The 18152-nt window shown below is 57.6% G+C and carries 19 protein-coding genes; 8 read left to right on the forward strand and 11 right to left on the reverse strand.

Annotation, left to right across the window (positions count from 1 at the left end):
* Positions 1–65 precede the first annotated feature (65 nt).
* The 7 genes from WG936_RS06830 to WG936_RS06860 form a co-directional block, all read right to left on the reverse strand.
* Positions 66–2003 carry an OPT family oligopeptide transporter gene (locus tag WG936_RS06830; RefSeq protein ID WP_339572466.1) on the reverse strand — a complete coding sequence of 646 codons (1938 nt, stop codon included), beginning with the start codon at positions 2001–2003 and terminating at the stop codon, positions 66–68.
* A 30-nt stretch (positions 2004–2033) separates the two neighbouring features.
* Positions 2034–2387 (reverse strand): DUF3151 domain-containing protein, encoded by a 354-nt coding sequence (locus WG936_RS06835; RefSeq protein ID WP_339564649.1) that lies wholly within the window; start codon positions 2385–2387, stop codon positions 2034–2036.
* Positions 2387–3031, reverse strand: a complete 645-nt coding sequence (locus WG936_RS06840) for a peptidylprolyl isomerase (protein WP_339572467.1) — start codon at positions 3029–3031, stop codon at positions 2387–2389. The genes WG936_RS06835 and WG936_RS06840 overlap by 1 nt, the downstream gene beginning before the upstream one ends.
* Before the next feature lie 3 nt (positions 3032–3034).
* Positions 3035–3622: a Maf family protein gene (locus WG936_RS06845; protein WP_339564651.1), complete on the reverse strand. Its 588-nt coding sequence runs from the start codon at positions 3620–3622 to the stop codon at positions 3035–3037.
* 71 nt (positions 3623–3693) lie between these two features.
* Positions 3694–3903: an acyl-CoA carboxylase subunit epsilon gene (locus WG936_RS06850; protein ID WP_339564652.1), complete on the reverse strand. Its 210-nt coding sequence runs from the start codon at positions 3901–3903 to the stop codon at positions 3694–3696.
* A gap of 8 nt (positions 3904–3911) precedes the next feature.
* A complete protein-coding gene (locus WG936_RS06855) occupies positions 3912–5537 on the reverse strand; it encodes an acyl-CoA carboxylase subunit beta (protein WP_339564653.1) in 1626 nt (541 codons plus the stop codon).
* 122 nt (positions 5538–5659) lie between these two features.
* Positions 5660–7267 carry an acyl-CoA carboxylase subunit beta gene (locus WG936_RS06860; RefSeq protein ID WP_339572468.1) on the reverse strand — a complete coding sequence of 536 codons (1608 nt, stop codon included), beginning with the start codon at positions 7265–7267 and terminating at the stop codon, positions 5660–5662.
* Between the two features lie 211 nt (positions 7268–7478).
* Between WG936_RS06860 and WG936_RS06865 the strand changes: the two genes are divergently transcribed.
* Both WG936_RS06865 and WG936_RS06870 read left to right on the forward strand, forming a co-directional pair.
* A complete protein-coding gene (locus WG936_RS06865) occupies positions 7479–8252 on the forward strand; it encodes a biotin--[acetyl-CoA-carboxylase] ligase (RefSeq protein ID WP_339572469.1) in 774 nt (257 codons plus the stop codon).
* Positions 8249–8689 (forward strand): hypothetical protein, encoded by a 441-nt coding sequence (locus WG936_RS06870; protein ID WP_339572470.1) that lies wholly within the window; start codon positions 8249–8251, stop codon positions 8687–8689. Before WG936_RS06865 ends, WG936_RS06870 begins: the two co-directional genes overlap by 4 nt.
* A gap of 490 nt (positions 8690–9179) precedes the next feature.
* On the opposite strand, the gene WG936_RS06875 is transcribed toward WG936_RS06870, so the two are convergent.
* Entirely contained in the window at positions 9180–9458 is a 279-nt protein-coding gene (locus WG936_RS06875) for a hypothetical protein (protein ID WP_339564657.1), read from the reverse strand.
* A 265-nt stretch (positions 9459–9723) separates the two neighbouring features.
* Here WG936_RS06875 and WG936_RS06880 point away from each other — a divergent pair, with 265 nt between their 5' ends.
* From WG936_RS06880 to WG936_RS06890, 3 genes are read left to right on the forward strand one after another with little or no spacing between them, the layout of a single operon-like run.
* Positions 9724–10881: a 5-(carboxyamino)imidazole ribonucleotide synthase gene (locus tag WG936_RS06880; RefSeq protein ID WP_339572511.1), complete on the forward strand. Its 1158-nt coding sequence runs from the start codon at positions 9724–9726 to the stop codon at positions 10879–10881.
* The gene (gene purE / locus WG936_RS06885) at positions 10881–11381 is read left to right on the forward strand and encodes a 5-(carboxyamino)imidazole ribonucleotide mutase (protein ID WP_339572471.1); all 501 of its coding nucleotides are present in this window, start codon (positions 10881–10883) and stop codon (positions 11379–11381) included. Before WG936_RS06880 ends, purE begins: the two co-directional genes overlap by 1 nt.
* Complete coding sequence (locus WG936_RS06890; protein WP_339564659.1) at positions 11382–11834, forward strand: YdcF family protein; 453 nt, start codon at positions 11382–11384, stop codon at positions 11832–11834.
* 89 nt (positions 11835–11923) lie between these two features.
* Here WG936_RS06890 and hypD read toward each other — a convergent pair whose 3' ends face one another.
* Positions 11924–13054 carry a hydrogenase formation protein HypD gene (gene hypD / locus WG936_RS06895; protein WP_339572472.1) on the reverse strand — a complete coding sequence of 377 codons (1131 nt, stop codon included), beginning with the start codon at positions 13052–13054 and terminating at the stop codon, positions 11924–11926.
* The gene (locus WG936_RS06900) at positions 13051–13314 is read right to left on the reverse strand and encodes a HypC/HybG/HupF family hydrogenase formation chaperone (RefSeq protein WP_339564661.1); all 264 of its coding nucleotides are present in this window, start codon (positions 13312–13314) and stop codon (positions 13051–13053) included. Before WG936_RS06900 ends, hypD begins: the two co-directional genes overlap by 4 nt.
* 81 nt (positions 13315–13395) lie before the next feature.
* Here WG936_RS06900 and hypE point away from each other — a divergent pair, with 81 nt between their 5' ends.
* Entirely contained in the window at positions 13396–14499 is a 1104-nt protein-coding gene (gene hypE, locus WG936_RS06905) for a hydrogenase expression/formation protein HypE (RefSeq protein WP_339572473.1), read from the forward strand.
* Here the strand turns inward: hypE and hypF are convergent.
* On the reverse strand, positions 14496–16643 hold the full coding sequence (gene hypF, locus WG936_RS06910; protein ID WP_339572474.1) for a carbamoyltransferase HypF: 2148 nt from the start codon (positions 16641–16643) through the stop codon (positions 14496–14498). The two genes, hypE and hypF, sit on opposite strands and share 4 nt — an antisense overlap.
* Before the next feature lie 32 nt (positions 16644–16675).
* On the opposite strand from hypF, the gene WG936_RS06915 reads away from it, so the two are divergent.
* Both WG936_RS06915 and hypB read left to right on the forward strand, forming a co-directional pair.
* The gene (locus WG936_RS06915) at positions 16676–17008 is read left to right on the forward strand and encodes a hydrogenase maturation nickel metallochaperone HypA (protein WP_339572475.1); all 333 of its coding nucleotides are present in this window, start codon (positions 16676–16678) and stop codon (positions 17006–17008) included.
* 3 nt (positions 17009–17011) lie between these two features.
* Positions 17012–17824: a hydrogenase nickel incorporation protein HypB gene (hypB, locus tag WG936_RS06920; protein WP_339572476.1), complete on the forward strand. Its 813-nt coding sequence runs from the start codon at positions 17012–17014 to the stop codon at positions 17822–17824.
* The last annotated feature ends 328 nt before the right edge of the window (positions 17825–18152 follow it).

Genomic DNA, 18152 nt, shown 5'->3' on the forward strand with positions numbered 1-18152 from the left:
CTACGCCGGTTTCGGGCATAGGAAAGGGGCCCGGCGAAAACGCCGAGCCCCTAGTAGCTCAAGAGCTACACGCGGTTCTTCTTCAACCAGGTGTATAGGCCTCCGATGAGACCTGCGAACACAACCAAGCCCACGAATTGAGCTGGGGTTTCGAAAGATTCTGGGGTGATGGCCAGTGGCTCGTCAGACCCAGTGGCTCCGATGATGCCAGCCAGCAAGACTCCGAAGAGCGATTCACCGACGATCAGGCCGGTTGCGAGCAGCACGCCGAGACGCTTGACCGGCTCGCCGCCATTCTTCTCCGCCCAGTTGTCGTATGCGCGTCCGATGAAGGCGCCGATCGGGATGATCAAGGTGAGGCTGATCGGAAGGTACATACCCATGCCCACAGCAAGTGGCGGTAACCGAAGGTTGGAAGTGGTGCGTGCCAGGATTTCATCTACCAAAATCACGCCGGCGCCAATTGCGGCTCCGAGGCCGATCAAAGACCAATCCAGCGAATCGCCGAAAATGCCCTGCGCCACGGAGGAAAGCAGTGCGGCCTGTGGCGCGGCGAGGGCGTTTGCACCGGCACCAGGTGCGCCTTGAAAACCGAAGCCGGTGAGCATCAGCTGCAAGACTGGCGGGATGATTGCGGAACCGAACAGGACACCCAAAATCAAGGCAACCTGCTGCTTCCACGGGGTGGCGCCGACGAGCTGACCTGTCTTCAGATCCTGGAGGTTATCGTTGGAAATGGTGGCAATGCCAAAAACAATGGCCGCGGTGAACAGGGTGTATGCGACGAGCGTAGTCGGATCCTCACCGCCTGCCAGCAACTTGATCAATAGGGCAGCAGAAATGACAACGATGATGCCCACGCCGGAAATCGGGCTATTGGAAGCGCCGATAAGACCAGCCATGTAGCCACAAATCGCTGCGACCAGCAGGCCGACAGCCAATACGTACACAATGCTCAAGGCGATCAAGCCGGTGGCGTGGTGGGCGATGAGGGTGTCCTTGGTGAACAGCCACAGCAACAACCCAACAGGGATCATCGAGGCGAGGGTGACTCCTGCAACTACTGGGAACGGGATATCGCGTTCAGTGATATCGACGGTTTGGCCGCTGCGACGATCTCGGGAGGAAACCAGCGAGCTCTTGATGCCCGAGACGATAGGGCCGATGATCTTGATGAGGGTCCAGACCGCTGCGATCGCCATCGCGCCTGCGCCAACGAAGCGCACATCTGAAGAGAAGGTGCTGGAGACGACGCTGGAGATGTCCCCAGATTCCGGTAGCGTTCCTGCGGTAAAGACCGGCAGCAGAACGCCATAAGAAATCAGCAGGCCGATGATCATTGCGATGCCCACACCCACGCCCACAAGGTGGCCGACGCCGATCAAAGCGAGAGACATGGAGGTGGCTGCCATCGTGCCACCGGAGCCGATACGGAAGGCCGTCGATAAGCTGCCGGTGGCAACCTTAAGGGCGGTGAGCAGCGCGTAGCCTGCTGAAGCGAGAGAGCCGAAGGTGATGACCTTGAGGCCAACCTTGTTCTCTTCCGCAGAGCCGTTCTCATCGCCGACGCGCAGAACTTCTGCTGCAGCGACTCCCTCCGGGTAAGGCAAGTCGGAGCCGGTCACGAGCGCGCGACGCAGCGGGATGGAATAGGTGACACCCAAGATGCCGCCAATCGCACATACTGCCGCGGTGGTCCAATAGCTAAACCCGCTCCACCATCCGACAATCACGAGTCCCGGGAGGACGAAGATGATGGCGGATAGGGTGCCTGCCGCGGAGGCAATGGTTTGTACGATGTTGTTTTCTTGGATGGTATGGCCAGCGAACTTGCGCAAAACGGCCATGGAAATAACCGCTGCCGGGATAGAAGTGGCAAAGGTTAGGCCTACCTTCAAACCGAGGTAGACGTTGGCTGCAGTAAATACCAGGGTGATAATGCCACCGATGATCACGCCGCGAAGGGTGAGTTCTCTTACCGATGGGCCGGGATTGTTCTCCATGAAGAAAAAATTTACACCCTTAAGCGCTATTTAACCCAGTAGAGATTCAACCACCGAGTTGTCGCAGTCTGAAAGCAGCGCCCGGCAGCGGTCATACTCGGCATCTTCTCCGATTTCTCGAGCAGCTAAGGCCAATTGGGCGATGGCTCGCAGCACCCCTAGATTAGGGGCATGAGCAGCAGGAACAGGGCCGAAGCCTTTCCAGCCGTTCCCGCGAAGCAAGTCTAGGCCCCGGTGGTAGCCGGTGCGGGCAAATGCGTAGCGGACGAGGGGATCTTCAGCTTTTTCTGCGAGCAAGGCCCACGCTTCCGGGTTCTCGGGCCGTTTGTAAGGATCGGCGGAATCAAAGGCTGGGACGTGTACTGGCGGGGGAGTCAGTTGCATTACTTGACCTCTGCTTTCTGTATGGTGACTTCTTCTGCTGGGGCGCCATCGCCGGCACCTGTCGCGGTGCCCTTGGCGGCGATGCTGCGCACTACCTGGAGGGATTCTGGCGTCATCGTGCCGAAAAGGGTGTAATTGGGAGGCAGCGGCGAGTCTTCATAATTGAGGAAGAACTGTGAGCCGTTGGTGTCCGGTCCGGCGTTTGCCATCGCGATCGTTCCGGCCTTGTACAGGCCCTTTTCTCCGGTACCTACTGGGTATTCATCAGCAAAACTGAACCCAGGTCCACCACTGCCGCTACCTGTTGGGTCGCCGCATTGCAGGACGAAGATGCCACTGTTTGTCAGGCGGTGGCAAACAGTGTTGTCGAAGTAGCCCTGCTTGGCTAGGTGGGTTATGGAGTTGACGGTGCAGGGTGCTTGGTCTGCGTCGAGGTCGAGATCGATATCGCCCGCCGAGGTAGTCAGACGCAGCCCCACCATCCCAGTCGGTGCATCGCCTGCCGGCTTGTCGACGTCCCTAGCCGCAGCCTTGCTGGATTTGTATTGGCAGGCAGCATTGGATTCCGGCTTAGTGGTAGTGCCGCAGGCGCTGAGCGAGACGGTAAGGATTGCCAGCACACCGCCGACAAGGAGCTTTTTCATGTTTCACCAAAATTCTGAGACGTTGATACCGAAAGAGTACAGTGCTTTCCGTACCAGTGGCAGGGATAAGCCGATCACGCTCGAGGGATCGCCCTCGATGCGATCGATGAACCAGCCGCCCATTGCCTCTAAGGTAAATGCTCCGGCGCACTGCAACGGCTCTCCAGATTGGGCGTATGCCGCGATGTCTGCGTCGCTAGCTTGCGCGAAGTGGACCCGAGTGCGGGAAGTACCGGTGTAAGTTCCGGCAGGGGAGATGAGATGGTGCCCGGTGATCAACTCAGCGGTTTTGCCACGTTGGGCTCGCCATCTCTCGATGGTGGCCGCCACGGTATGGGGCTTTCCTTGTAGCTCTCCGTCCAAGAGCAGCATGGAATCACCGCCGATCACCACGTCAGCAGGGTAGTGGTGTGCAACCGCTTCCGCCTTGGCTTGTGCCAGCTTCTCGACGACCGTAGCCGGCTCCGCTCCAGTCAGTGAAGCGATAATGCGGTCTTCATCGACATCTGCGGGGTGAATAACGGGAGACACCCCCGCGGATTCCAGGATGGATTTCCGCGAGGGTGAGCTTGAAGCGAGTACTAGGTGCATGTCGACTTACCCTACCCAAATGTTTGCGTTTTAAGGGGCTTTAGCGCTTGGGTAGGAGAAGTAGACCCCAGCTAGAAGTAGGACACGTTGTGGAAAGCATTGGGATTGTAGGTGGTCGGGCGCTGGAGGCGCTCCGAGATACAGCCCCAGTTGTTACGGTCACGGGTCGGCTCCGCTGCGGGCGCAGCGCTGAGACCGGCGAAGAGCGCAGTCAGAGCTGCGACCTGCGTCGCATCTGGGTTGCCCTTCGTAATGGTCAGGAATGGCTTTTTGTCTTCCATGGAAATCCTTACAGTGGGATGTTGCCGTGCTTCTTGGCTGGGACGCTGACAACCTTGCGCTCCAGGAGGCGCAGGCCTTCGATGATCTGGCCACGGGTCTCAGAAGGTGGGATTACGGCATCGACGTAGCCACGTTCTGCAGCCATGTATGGGTTGACGAGGGTTTCCTCGTAGCTCTGCTCGTATTCCTTCATTACCGCTGCCACATCCTTGCCTTCAGCAGCAGCTGCCTTGAGTTCCTTGCGGTAGATGAATCCGACAGCGCCGGATGCGCCCATGACGGCGATCTGGGCGGTAGGCCATGCCAGCACGAGGTCCGCGCCCATGTCCTTGGATCCCATCACGCAGTAGGCGCCGCCGTAAGACTTGCGGGTAATGACGGTGATCTTGCCGACGGTGGCCTCAGAGTAGGCGTACAGCAGCTTTGCACCACGACGGATGATGCCGTCGTATTCCTGGTTCGTGCCTGGGAGGAAGCCAGGAACGTCCACGAACTCGATGATCGGAATATTGAAAGCGTCACAGGTGCGGACGAAGCGAGCGGCCTTCTCAGAAGCCTTGATATCCAAGCAGCCGGCAAACTGCATTGGCTGGTTAGCCACGATGCCAACGGAGCGACCTTCAACGCGGGCGAAGCCGATGATGATGTTCTCCGCGTAGGATTCCTGAATCTCCAAGAACTCGCCGTCATCGACAACGCGGGTGATGACGTCCTTCATATCGTAAGGCTGGTTCGGGGAATCTGGGATCAGGGTGTCCAGCTCGAGGTCGGAATCGTTGATGTTCTCCTGGATTGAACCAATCATCATGTCTGATTCCATGCGTGGCGCTTCGGCACGGTTGTTGGCAGGCAGGTAGGAGACCAGCTCGCGAACCCAGTCGAGTGCGTCAGCGTCATCGGCGCCGGTGTAGTGCGAGGTTCCCGAAGTAGACATGTGGGTGTGAGCGCCACCGAGCTCTTCCTGGGTGATGTCCTCGCCGGTGACGGTCTTAATCACATCCGGGCCAGTAATGAACATCTTGGAGGTCTTGTCCACCATGACGATGAAGTCAGTGAGCGCTGGAGAGTAAACGTGTCCACCTGCACAAGCGCCCATGATCAAGGAGATCTGTGGGATAACGCCGGAAGCCTGTACGTTTCGGTAGAAGATCTTGGAGTAAGAACCCAGTGAGACAACGCCCTCTTGGATGCGGGCGCCAGCGCCCTCATTAATACCGATCAGAGGTACACCGGTCTTGATTGCCAGGTCCATGATCTTGACGATCTTCTCGCCATAAACTTCGCCGAGTGCGCCGCCGAAAACGGAACCGTCCTGAGAGAACACGCAGACTTTGCGACCGTCAATGGTGCCATAGCCGGTGACTACGCCGTCGGTGACTGGGCGCTTAGCGTCCAGGCCGAAGTTCTTAGAGCGGTGCCGTGCCAGAGCGTCGATCTCGACGAAGGAGCCCTCGTCGAAGAGGTACTCGATGCGTTCACGAGCGGTTTTCTTGCCCTTTTCGTGCACCTTCTGAATAGAAGCCTCGCCCATTGGGGCGTGGGTCTCGGCGATGCGGGCGCGAAGATCGGCCAGCTTTCCGGCGGTGGTCGTCAGGTCAGGCGTCTCGGCGCCAGTGTTCATTGCGGCAGTCATGGCAATCAGTCTATGTTGTTGACCCACTTTTGTTTACTGAGTGGGCAATCGAATTTGGGCAGAACCCAAAAAAGGTGGTGACTCGACCCGCTTTTAGGGGTAAAAGCGGGCCACATCACGTATTAAAGTGGAATGTTTCCGTGCTTACGTGCGGGGCGCATCACATTCTTCTTGCTAAGGAGGCGAAGATTGCGTGCGATTTGCGCTCGGGTTTCGGAAGGCAGGATGACGGCGTCGATAAGCCCCCGTTCCGCCGCCGCATATGGCGTGAGCATGTGATCTTCATACTCGCGCTCAAAAGAACGGATGAGCTGCTCAACGTCGAGCTTTTTCGCAATCGCGTCCTTTATATCTTTACGGTAGATAAAGCCCACTGCTCCGGCGGCGCCCATGACGGCAATTTGCGCGGTCGGCCACGCAAGATTCACATCCGCGCCAAGCCCCTTTGAGCCCATAACGCAGTACGCGCCACCATAAGCCTTGCGCATAGTGACCGTGATCTTTGGGACGGTGGCCTCTCCATAGGCATATAGGAGTTTTGCGCCACGCCGCAGAATGCCCTCGTACTCTTGGCCGGCACCGGGGAGGAAGCCAGGGACGTCGACAAGCATGATGATCGGGATATTAAAGGCATCGCAGGTGCGGACGAAGCGTGCGGCCTTTTCGGAGGAGTCGATGTCGAGACAGCCAGCGTATTGAGTTGGCTGGTTGGCCACGAACCCGACGGACTGGCCTTCGATGCGGCCAAAGGCGATCACAACGTTCTCGGCGCGATCCGCCTGGATCTCGAAGTAGTCCGAGTCATCCGTGAGGATGGAGATGACATCTCGGACATCGTAAGGAGTGGTGGGGGAGTCGGGGATGATGCTATCGAGTAGCAGGTCATCGACGGTTGCCTCGATGCTCTCCGCAGGTTCGAGAGGAGCGAGGTCGCGGTTGTTACTTGGCAGGAACTCGAGCAGGTCCTGTACCCACTCGAGTGCATCTTCATCGCTTTCCGCAATATAGTGGCAATTTCCGGCCGTTGCCATGTGGGTGGAGGCGCCGCCCAGTTCCTCCTGGGTGATAACTTCACCGGTCACGGTCTTGATCACGTCGGGACCGGTGACGAACATTTTAGATTGCTTCTCCACCATGACAACAAAGTCCGTGAGTGCGGGGGAGTATGCGTTGCCGCCTGCGCAGGCGCCCATGATGACGGAAATCTGCGGGACGACGCCAGAAGCGTTCACGTTGTGATAGAAGGTGCGCGCGATCTGGTCGAGCGATACGGCACCATCTTGAATGCGGGCGCCGGCCCCTTCATAGAGGCCGATCAACGGGCGGCCGGTGTTGACGGCAAGCTCCATGATTTTGATCATCTTCTCGCCGTACACCTCGCCGAGTGCGCCGCCCATGATGGTGCCGTCCTGGGAAAAGACGCACACCTCACGTCCGTTAATTGTTCCCCAGCCGGTAACGATGCCGTCGGTGACGGGTCTTTTTGAATGCATCCCAAAGTCGTGGGTGCGATGGCGTGCGAGCTGGTCAGTTTCGACGAAAGATTCCTCGTCGAGGAGGAAGTCCAGGCGCTCTCGTGCAGAGAGGCGGTCTTCGCGGGGTTTGGAAATCGTCAGCGCTTCGCTGCGGCGGGCCTTGAGGTCAGCAATTTTCTCCGCGGTAGTCGCGTGTGCTGCTTGCACTGGTTCCGTGATGTCATCGAGCCGTCGCAAAGGTGAGGAAATGGTCATGTTCGGGGAGTTTAAGGGGTTTTATGGTTAGTTTCCACCAAGAAAACACAATTCTTGAGGGATCGCTCACGTTTTTCCAGTTCAGGGCACAAAAGAAATCTGCGTCACATTTTTCCGGCGTGTCGCGCTGAATGTCGCCGAGGTAGGGCAGAATCCGCCATTCTGCCAGGTGAAACTCGCCACATTGACCGAACGACTACACTCTTTTCTTATGAGAGAGCCGCTGAACATCGATGCTTTATGCGCTGCAACGCAGCTGCCACGCATCGACTACACCGCAGAGACAGGTTCCACCAATGCGGACCTAGTCAAAGCCGCCCTGCAGGGGGCGCCCGAGTGGACCGCAGCTGTGACGGAATATCAAAGCGCTGGCAGGGGTCGTCACGGGCGGGTATGGACCGCGCCACCGATGTCACAAGCCACCATGTCGATCCTCATCCGGCCGTCGACAAGTGCGGTGGAGCGCCTCGGCACCATGCCGCTGGTCACGGGGCTGGCGCTTATCGACGCCCTCAGTGACACCTACGACGTCGCCCTGAAATGGCCCAACGACGTCCTTATCAACGGACGCAAGGTCTGCGGCATCCTCGCTGAGGTTGCCCAGTTTCAGCCGGAGCCTGCGATTGTGATTGGTCTGGGCTTGAACGTCTCTCTTAGCGAGGGTGAGCTTCCCGTGCCACACGCGATCTCTCTAGAAATGGTCGGCGGCCCGGTAGATCGAACTGTGCTGGTCGGAAGCGTCCTTATTGCTCTTAAAGAGCGTTTGACGCAGTGGATGAATGATGAGCCGACTCTTATGCGGGACTACCGCGCCGTTTGTAGCTCTATCGGGCAACAAGTGCGCGTTCACCTCCCGGGTGATAAGGAGCTGCTTGGCGAGTGCATCGGTGTGGCAGATGATGGACTAATCCAAGTGCAGTCCGCAGATGCGGTAGTACATGAAATTGCTGCTGGCGATGTGGTTCACCTGAGGTTGCAGCAATGAACGAGTCTTTCCGTTACGATCTCACCGCACCGCTAAGTTCTCTGACCTTTCCCGTCATCGAGACCTTGTTGCTCACTACCGTTTGTTGGATGGCCATCGGCTGGGCTGACAATCAAGGGCTGGTTGACTTGCATAACGGCATCGCAGTGCTGTGGATGCTGTTGATATTTTGGCGACTCATCCTGCCATTGCTGCGGCTAAGGCGACAGCGTTTTGCCGTCACCTCCGAGCGCCTTATTGTACGGGCGCCGGGATTTGGTTCCCGAGAAGATTCCATCCCGCTGCAGCACATCCTGGGAGCATATAAGAAGAAGGGCTCGCTATATGTAGATGTCTCAGGCATGAGCCGGCCGCTGATCTTCCCGGATGTGCCGAAGGCAAAACGCGTCGCGGCGGAGATCAACGAACTTATTGCTGGACGCCGGCAGTCTTGGTAGGGCGTGCGTACGCATTGAGTCCGGTGATGCTTGGGGGAGCGGCCGTTGTGATGTCAGCCTTTCGAGTAGATGTAGGAATTGAGTCGAAAGGTATCCATGGTGGTCGCCCTAGTCGCAGTAGGGGTCCATTACCGGATCAATTCATACGCCACGCCAACGGGCACAACCCATTTGAAACTACGTTCACCAGCACGACGTAATCCCTGAAAAGGAAAGGCAACTACCTCATCCACTATTGGGAATGGAGGCTCACAATGGTCTCTCTGATGAATAGATATCCCTCTGAATAATTCTATGGGTTTCGAACAACCGGAGAATCATCAGTTGTTGTCATCGCTTTAAATCGGTGCAGTTCAAAACGTAGTTGGCGCTTCTTGGTTTTCGCAGTTGAGCGCCTGAATTCTGAAAGCTAAGCCAGTTTGGGTACGCTATTTGTTAACCACTTGACTGATGCGCTGCTAATGGACTTCCCTGAGAGCTGGGATATTTGCTAGCTCTTCCATTGGAAGTCTCCAGTGGGTTCGATAGGACCGATGAATTTGGAATCTCCTTTGCGAGTGCTGATCGTGACACCCCACGGGATTTCATCGATGTAGGCGTAGAGTCGCGGTTCAGATTCGTGGGTGAATCCGTGGTGATAGTCCCACTTGCTTCCAAAGCCGTCTGCCGTTAATCCGATATTGGTCACGAGCATTCGGAGGCATTCGCTAGGTGTGGTCAGATCAATGCGACCGCAGGGGAGCTTGAACGTGTCCGCGATGCGAGTCATGTTGAAGAATAATGGCAACGGAAATGTCATCTCGGGTTGGTAAGTTGTCGTAATGACCGCGTCGGGATAAAACAACAAATCCGAGTGGAGCCAGACGTGATCTCCCGGTTCTATCTGGCTTCCCGCGCACGTTTTTGCCCATGTGTCGGAAAACTCCTCAAGGTTCAGCTTCATAAAACCTAAGGTTATTTGAGTGTTGATCTAGGCGCTATAGTTATTAGCCGTGACTGACAACATAGGGAATCCAGCAGCGCACGCACCAGACATGCCAATTCTGTGTGTGATTGGCGATGGACAATTGGCACGCATGATGCAGACCGCGGCGATCGAGCTCGGGCAGTCTGTGCGTGTGTTGGCCAGCTCGCTGGAGGAGAGCGCCTCGCAGGTCGCAGCCGATGTTGTACTGGGCGACTACAAGAATCTCGATGACCTCCGCGCCGTCACCCACGGCGCTACCGCTGTCACTTTTGACCACGAGCATGTGCCAAATGAGCATTTGGAAACTCTGATCTCTGAGGGAATCAATGTCCAGCCTCGCCCGACAGCTTTGGTGAATGCTCAGGACAAGCTCGTCATGCGCACTCGATTGAAAGAGCTTGGTGCTCCGGTTCCACCGTTTGCGGCCATCGAATCAGTGTCGGAAGCGGAGGCCTTTTGGGAAAAGGTTGATGGCGCGGTGTGCCTTAAGGCTCGCCGTGGCGGTTACGACGGCAAGGGCGTGTGGTTCCCATCGTCCAAGCAGGAGCTTGTTGGGCTCGTCGAGAAGCTGCTTGCGGGCGGCACCCCGCTGATGGCAGAACAGAAGGTTAACTTGCTGCGTGAGCTTTCAGCGATGGTCGCTCGGCGCCCGTCCGGAGAGGTTAAAGCTTGGCCGGTAGTCGAGTCCATCCAAAAGGACGGCATTTGCTGGTTTGCTATCGCCCCAGCACCTGGACTCAAAGCGGAATTGAAGAAGCAAGCGGAAGAAACCGCAATTAGGACCGCAGAAGTCCTCGGTGTCACTGGTAACCTCGCTGTCGAGCTTTTCGAGACCCCGGACGGCATCTTCGTCAACGAGCTTGCGATGCGCCCGCACAACACCGGTCACTGGACGCAGAATGGCTGCGTCACCGATCAATTTGAGCAGCACATTCGCGCAGTGCTTGACATGCCGCTAGGTAGCACGGACACGCTGCAGGAATGGTCAGTTATGGCCAACGTGCTGGGGGCGCCAGAAGATCCGGAGATGCCGATGCCGGAGCGTATGCGCGAGGTATGGAAACGATTCCCGGATGCCAAGATTCACTTCTACGGCAAGCAGCACCGTCCGGGCCGTAAGATCGGGCATGTGAACTTCACCGGGAACGGGGACGTGGCAGAGCTCAAGACAAAGGGCGAGCTCGCGGCTCACTTCCTGGTCCATGCAGAATGGAAGGACAACTAATGCAGCCGCTTGTAGGCCTCATCATGGGCTCCGATTCCGATTGGCCCACTGTGGAGCCAGCCGCCGAGATGCTCGCCACCTTTGACATTCCTTTCGAAGTTGGCGTCGTCAGTGCTCATCGCACCCCAGAGCGCATGCTCGACTATGCGCGTGAGGCTCACAAGCGTGGATTGAAGTGCATCATCGCCTGCGCCGGTGGCGCCGCACACCTGCCAGGCATGGTTGCGGCCGCTACACCCTTGCCTGTGATTGGCATCCCGCGTGCGCTCAAGGATCTGGATGGCATGGATTCTCTGCTCTCCATCGTGCAGATGCCCGGCGGCGTGCCCGTCGCTACCGTCTCCATCGGTGGGGCCAAGAACGCTGGGCTGCTCGCTGCCCGGATCCTGTCCGCAGGGGATCCCTCCTTGGTGGAAAAAATGGTGCAGTATCAGGAAAACATGCGCGATGAGGTCCTCGCCAAGGACGAAGCCCTGCGCCAGCGCCTCATGGAGGGCTAGATGCACGAACCGGTGCTGATCCTGGGCAGCAGGCTTTTGGGCGGCCGTCCAGGAGGCACTCTCACCCGAAGACTTCAAGCGGCGTTACCGTATGCGCTGGAATCCCAGCACGTGGTGGTTTCGGGGCATCAGGGAGAGGCGGAAGCGATGGCTTCCTGGCTGATCAAGCGTGGGGTTTCGCCCGAGGTGATCTCGCTAGAAAACCAAGCGCGCTCCACGAATGAGAATCTGGAGCAGTCTTTTTCGCTGCTGAAAGGCTATCCGATGTGGATCGTCGTGACCAGCGACTTTCATGCTTGGCGCACAAAGATGTGGGCATGGCACCATGGACTTTCGGTGCGGATGGTGACGGCGCGAACTCCCTTTGCGAAGGCCCCAAAGATGTGGGTTCGTGAAGTATTCGCTTTGCCGCACTCTGCAGGTCGGATTCTGTGGCGGAAGCTAAAGGGCTAGTTAAGTGCAGTAGCAATGTCGGATTTGGCAACGCAAATGGCACTTTAGCCCCTGAAACAGTCAATCTGCATTACCACATCCGACACCTGTTATCTGGCTAGAGAAGCCGTCGCCTCGCGGTCGATACGTCCGAAGTTGTAGTACGCGGCACAGGCTCCTTCAGGGGAGACCATGCAGGTGCCGATCGGGGTCTGCGGGGTGCATGCGGTGCCGAATACTTTGCACTGCCAAGGCTTGATTCGGCCGGTCAGGACGGAGCCGCATTCGCAGGCCTTTGGGTCTTCGACGCGGTTGCCAGGGACGTCGAAACGCTTTTCTGCGTCCCACTTGGCGTATTCCGGCGCGATGCCCATACCCGAGTTCTCGAGCCAGCCAAGGCCACGCCATTCGAAGGTGCCACGGAGCACAAAGGTCTTGTCCAGCAATGCACGCGCCGCAGGATTTCCTTCAGCACGCACGACGCGGGCGTACTGATTGTCAACGCGCTTTTCTTCGTCGTGAGCAAATTGAGACACCAACATTGCAACAGCTTGCAGAATGTCAAGTGGCTCGAAACCTGCGACTGCGCAGGGCATCCCAAATTCTTCCACTAGGAAGTCAAAAGCATGAGTGCCGATGATCGTAGAGACGTGGCCAGGCCCGATGAAGCCGTCGACCTTAGTCTCGCCGCCGTTGACGATGGCACGCAGTGGTGGCTCGATGGTGACATGGTTGGAGAAGATCGTGAAGTTGTCGATGTCCTTCTTACGCGCAGTTTCCAGAGTCACAGCGGTGGAAGGAGTAGTGGTTTCAAAACCAACAGCAAAGAATACAACCTGCTTGTCCGGGTTCTCCTCGGCGAGTTTGAGTGCATCCAGAGGCGAGTACACGAACCGGACGTCGCACCCCTTCGCGCGGGCTTGCAAGAGGGATTCCTCGGAGCCCGGGACACGCATCATGTCGCCGAAAGTTGTGAGGATGACGTCGGGTTGGTTGGCGAGCCACACAGCATCGTCAATGCGCCCCATGGGGATCACACACACTGGGCAGCCCGGACCGTGGACTAACTCCACGTTTTCTGGCAGCAGGTTTTCCAGCCCATAGCGGTAAATGGTGTGCGTATGTCCACCGCATACCTCCATGAGGGAAATCGGCTTTTCTAACAGGGCCGCATCATGCTCGATTCGGCGCAGTAGGGCTTTGGCAGCCTCAGGGTCACGGAACTCGTCGACGAATTTCATATCGCGCTGCCTTTGAAAGAATCGAGCTCGTCTTCAAAGGTATTCGCGCCGAGCTGTTTGATCTGCTGCAGGGTCAACTGGGCCTCGTCCTCATCGATCTTGCTGAGCGCGAACCCAACGTGAACGAGGACCCATTCGCCCACCGCGAGGGGCTCTGTCATTAGATCCGTGGAGATCATGCGGGTCACGCCGCTGATCGATACTTTGGCACGCGCAGCTTCCGGGATTTCTACTACCTGCGCAGGAACACCAAGACACATAGGTTCTCCTTTAGATATGACTTGAGCTTAGCAGTCATCTGGGGGCTAACATTGTTAGCAAACCCATTCAAAGGAGCACCAGTGGACCCGAAGAATCGCCTCAACGAGGACGAAACTAAAGTTAATTCGAACATTGAGCGTGTTCGGCTGCGCCCGTTTCGCCTCATTGAGGATCGCGTCACACTAGCGCACGGCGCGGGCGGAAAGTCCTCCGCAGCCCTCGTAGAACAGGTCTTCTTCGACGCTTATGGCAACGACGTCCTTGCGCAAGGTGGCGATAGCGCAGTGGTGTCGGCGGCTTCTTTGATTCAGGAGCATGGTTCCTCCATCGCGATGTCCACCGACTCATATGTGGTCAGCCCGATCGAGTTTCCGGGCGGCAATATCGGCGAATTGGCAATCAACGGCACGGTGAATGACCTGGCAGTTGCTGGTGCTATCCCGAAGCTTATCTCCGTGGCCTTCATCTTGGAGGAAGGCCTGGAATTTGAGGAGCTGCGCCGCATCGTTGCCGCAATGCGGGTTGCAGCAGACAAGGCTGGCGTTACCATTGCGACCGGCGATACCAAGGTCGTGCCCAAAGGGACGGGCGACAAGGTGTACATCACCACTGCAGGCATCGGTGTCATCCCGCCGAGCCGCAATCTTGGCTTTAGCCAGATCCAGGCTGGTGACAAAATCGTGCTTTCCGGTCCCATCGCTGACCATGGGATGGCGGTGATGATGGCCCGCGGAGACCTTGCCATTGAGGCCCCGATCGAGTCCGACACCCAGGCCGTCAACGGGCTTATCGACGCCCTCTGCTCTGGCGCAGAAGTCCGTTGGATGCGCGATGCCACCCGCGGCGGCTTAGCGACGTCCATGAATGAAATGGCCCGCGCCACGGGCAAAGCCGTGGTGCTGGAGGATTCCAAGATCCCCGTCCGTGACATGACTCGTGGCGCCTGCGACATGCTCGGAATAGACCCCCTGTATGTGGCCAACGAAGGGACCTTTGCAGCGGTCGTGTCAGCTGATTCGGCAGACGCTGCAGTGACCGCGCTGCGCGAGGCCGGCGCAGAAGGCGCCTGTGTGATCGGACGGGTGGAACCAGAACCAGCTGCATCTGTTGTACTAGTCACCGGTTTTGGCGGTACCCGCATGGTGGACATGCTGGTAGGGGATCCACTGCCACGTATTTGCTAGCGCGGGTTGTCAGCGGATAAAGCCAACCGACCGGCCAACGCCTGGCCTAGGCTCAGTCCGCCGTCGTTGGCGGGCACCGTTTCGTGTGTTAAGACTTCCAACCCAGCTAGCTCTTTCCGCAGGAATCGCATTAGCAGCCGGTTCAACGCGCAGCCTCCGGTTACGCCGACGAGAGGCATTGCGCAGGCTCGCAGCTCTTGGGCGAGGAGTACGGCCACACCCTGATGGAATCGCATGGCCCGCTCGGGCACTGGAATTGATTCCTCCAGAACTTCTAGCATGAGCGCGCGCCAATCATGGGCTGCGGAGCGAAGAGAACCGCTTGCTATCCGTTCCAACTCCATTGCGGCCTGCGCTTCATAGGTTTGCTCCGTGCAGATGCCGAGCATGGCTGCGACGGCGTCGAAAAGCCTGCCCAGTGAGGAGGTCTGCACCAGCCCCACGTTGCGCCCAAGTTGTAGCTCTACCTGGTGCGTTTCCGGATGCTCGTAGTCCCAGGGCAGATCCCAAGCATGAGCCAGTCCGAGCGCGAGGCGCCACGGCTGCTGCACTGCGCGGTCGCCACCGACGATAGGGAACTGTGGCAAGTGCCAGGCTCGGGTGAAAGAGCGCAGGTCCTCTGAAAGAACGAGGATTTCTCCGCCCCACACTGTGCCGTCGGTGCCGTATCCTGTGCCATCCAACGTGGCGCAGGCGAAAGGGCCTTCGAACCTGCCATGCGATGCCAACAGGGACAGAGCATGCGCATAGTGATGCTGAACTGGCACAACCGGATACCCGGAGCGTTCGGCCCACCCCGTGGTGGCGTAGTTCGGGTGTAGGTCGCACACTACGATCTTTGGCTCACAGCGTTGCATACGGAGCATCTGCGCGACCGAACGCTCGAAAGCCTGCTGGCTGGCCAAGGAACCCATGTCGCCGATGTGTGCGGACACGTGGGCGATATCATCATGAGCGAGACAAAAGGTGTTCTTGAGCTCGCCACCCACAGCTAACACAGTGCCGGAGCCCGGCAGCGAGAACGGCAAGGGAGCATAACCGCGGGAGCGGCGCACCGGCATCGTCTCCAGGAAGACCGAATCCTCTACGGGAACATGAATGTCCCGGTCGTGCAGGAGAAAATAGTCCGCAAATCCTTTGAGGCGAGCCAGCGCGTCAGCATTTGTGTAGCACAGCGGCTCGCCGGAGAGGTTGCCGGAGGTAGCCACCAACGGCCGGTCCACGAGGAGCGAGTGCAGCGGTGTATAGGGCAGCATGATTCCCACATCGTTGAGTCCCGGTGCCACTGCAGGCGCGAGATCATAGGAGCTGCTCATCGGTGCAATCACGATCGGGTGTGCAGGGGATTCCAGCAAAGCCTGCTGCTCCGCCGTCAGCTCCGCTAGTGAGGTCATCGGGGTCATCACCGCGAAGGGCTTGCCGGGCCGCGCTTTTCGACGCCGCAGCTCCAAGACCGCTTGTTCATTGCGGGCATCGCAGAGCAAGTGAAAGCCGCCTAAGCCCTTGACCGCGAGGATTCTCCCTTGGTCGAGCAGCTCCTGAGCAGTGCGGATGGGGTTGTCAGAGTCGATCCCCTCGAGCCACAGCTGCGGGCCACAATTCGGGCAGGAAATTGGCTGGGCATGAAAACGCCGGTCTTTGGGATCGCGGTACTCCTGTTCACAGTCCGGACACATCAGAAACTTCTTCATGGTCGTGGCAGGCCGGTCGTACGGTAGATCTTCGATGATCGTTAACCGGGGGCCACAGTTGGTGCAGTTGGTGAACGGATAGCGGTAGCGCCTATCGTCCGGCCTGGACATATCGGCGAAGCATTCTGGACAGGTGGCCACATCTGGAGGAATCAGTGTGCGCGTACCTGGGACGTGCCGTGACGATACGATGCGGAAGCCATGGTCGTCGACAAGCGGCAGTGTGCTGGTACTGACGGAAATTACGTGGGCCAAGGGCGGCAACGTGTCCAACAAGGTGCAGAGGAACGAGTCGATATCGGCGGATTTCCCTTGGGCTTCAATAAACACTTCACGGTCGTCGTTACCGCACAAGCCAGTGATGGGAAACTTGGCTGCAGTGGCAGCCACATGGGGGCGGAAGCCCACGCCTTGGACCACCCCGCGCAGCCGGATATCACGACGTTCTGTCATGCTCACCAGCCTAGACTGCTACGTTCTAGGTTATGCATGAAGTCGCTTTGGCTACGCAGTTGGCGCGCGCCGTTACCCGGGCTGCCGCTGGTCGAGAGGTCCTCACCGTGCGCATGAGTATTGGCGCACTGCGTCAGGTGGTGCCCGAAACCTTGGAGTATGCCTGGGGATTTGTCATCAAAGACTCACCTCTTGAGGACGCTGAACTAGACATACACTGGGAGCCAGTGCGCATTACCTGCGCAAGCGGACACGAAACACAACTTTCTGAACTCGACTTCACCTGTCCCACCTGTGGCGAAACAGCGGAAGTGACAAGTGGTAATGAGTTCACCATCCTCGATATCGATGTAACTAGGAGCTAACCCATGGGACGATTCCACCGCCACGACGACGGCACCGTACACAGCCATGATCATGAGCACGATCACGAGCACGGCGACCATGTACACCTTGAGCACATTGATCCCGCTGCAAGTGAGCACGGCGATCATTCCGGCTATGACACGGGGCGCGAGCGCATCGTTGTCCTAGAGGACATTTTTGCCGAGAACGATCATCGCGCTGCACATAATCGTGAAGCTTTTGATCAACACAGTGTCCAGTGCATCAACCTGATGAGCGCGCCGGGTTCTGGCAAGACATCAGTGCTGCAGAAGACCTTGGAGGCGCTACAAGGCAAGGTGCGTATCGGCATCGTAGAAGGTGACATCGAAACGGCTATCGACGCCGATCGGCTCGAAGGCTACGGCGCCCAGATCTCCCTGCTCAACACTGGCAATGGCTTCGGTGGTGAATGCCATTTGGATGCGCCTATGGTCGCGAAAGCTTTGAAAGGGCTGGATCTGTCCACCCTGGATCTGGTGCTGATTGAAAATGTTGGCAACCTGGTGTGTCCTGCAGAATTTGAAGTGGGGGAACATTGCAAGGCCATGGTGTATTCGGTCACTGAGGGTGAGGATAAGCCGCTGAAGTACCCGATCATGTTCCGCTCTGTCGCTGTAGTGGTGGTTAACAAAGTGGATCTGTTGCCTTATCTGGATTTCGACATGGCATTGTTCCGTCGCAATCTGGAGACAGTGAATCCGGGAGTGCAAGTGTTTGAGGTTTCTGCGAAAACTGGCGCTGGGATGGACGCTTGGATCGAGTGGGTGTCGCGTCCGCGAGCAACCGCTCAGTAAGGCCGGGCTTGGCCTGGGGGTGACCCCCAAACGGGTAGATTTGGTACATAAATTAAGATAAATGTGACCAAGATTGCCCTACTTCCATACCTAGGTTCTAGGAGCCGAGACGAGGTACGTTCCTCTCGTCTCGGCTTTGTGGTTTCTGCAGCTGAGAGTGGCTTTTAGGGCATTTTGAATGACTGTGGCGCGGCTGTGATATTTCGGAAAATTCTCGGGGTTAATGACGATTCTCACACCAACATTGAGCGTTGAACAATGTTGGGCTAGCAAAGTGGTAATACCTACTCCCTAAGTGCGGTGATACTTGCTACGGTTTAACTAGTGA

Origin of the sequence: Corynebacterium sp. H127, from assembly GCF_037482665.1 — a bacterium.
GTDB lineage: Bacteria > Actinomycetota > Actinomycetes > Mycobacteriales > Mycobacteriaceae > Corynebacterium.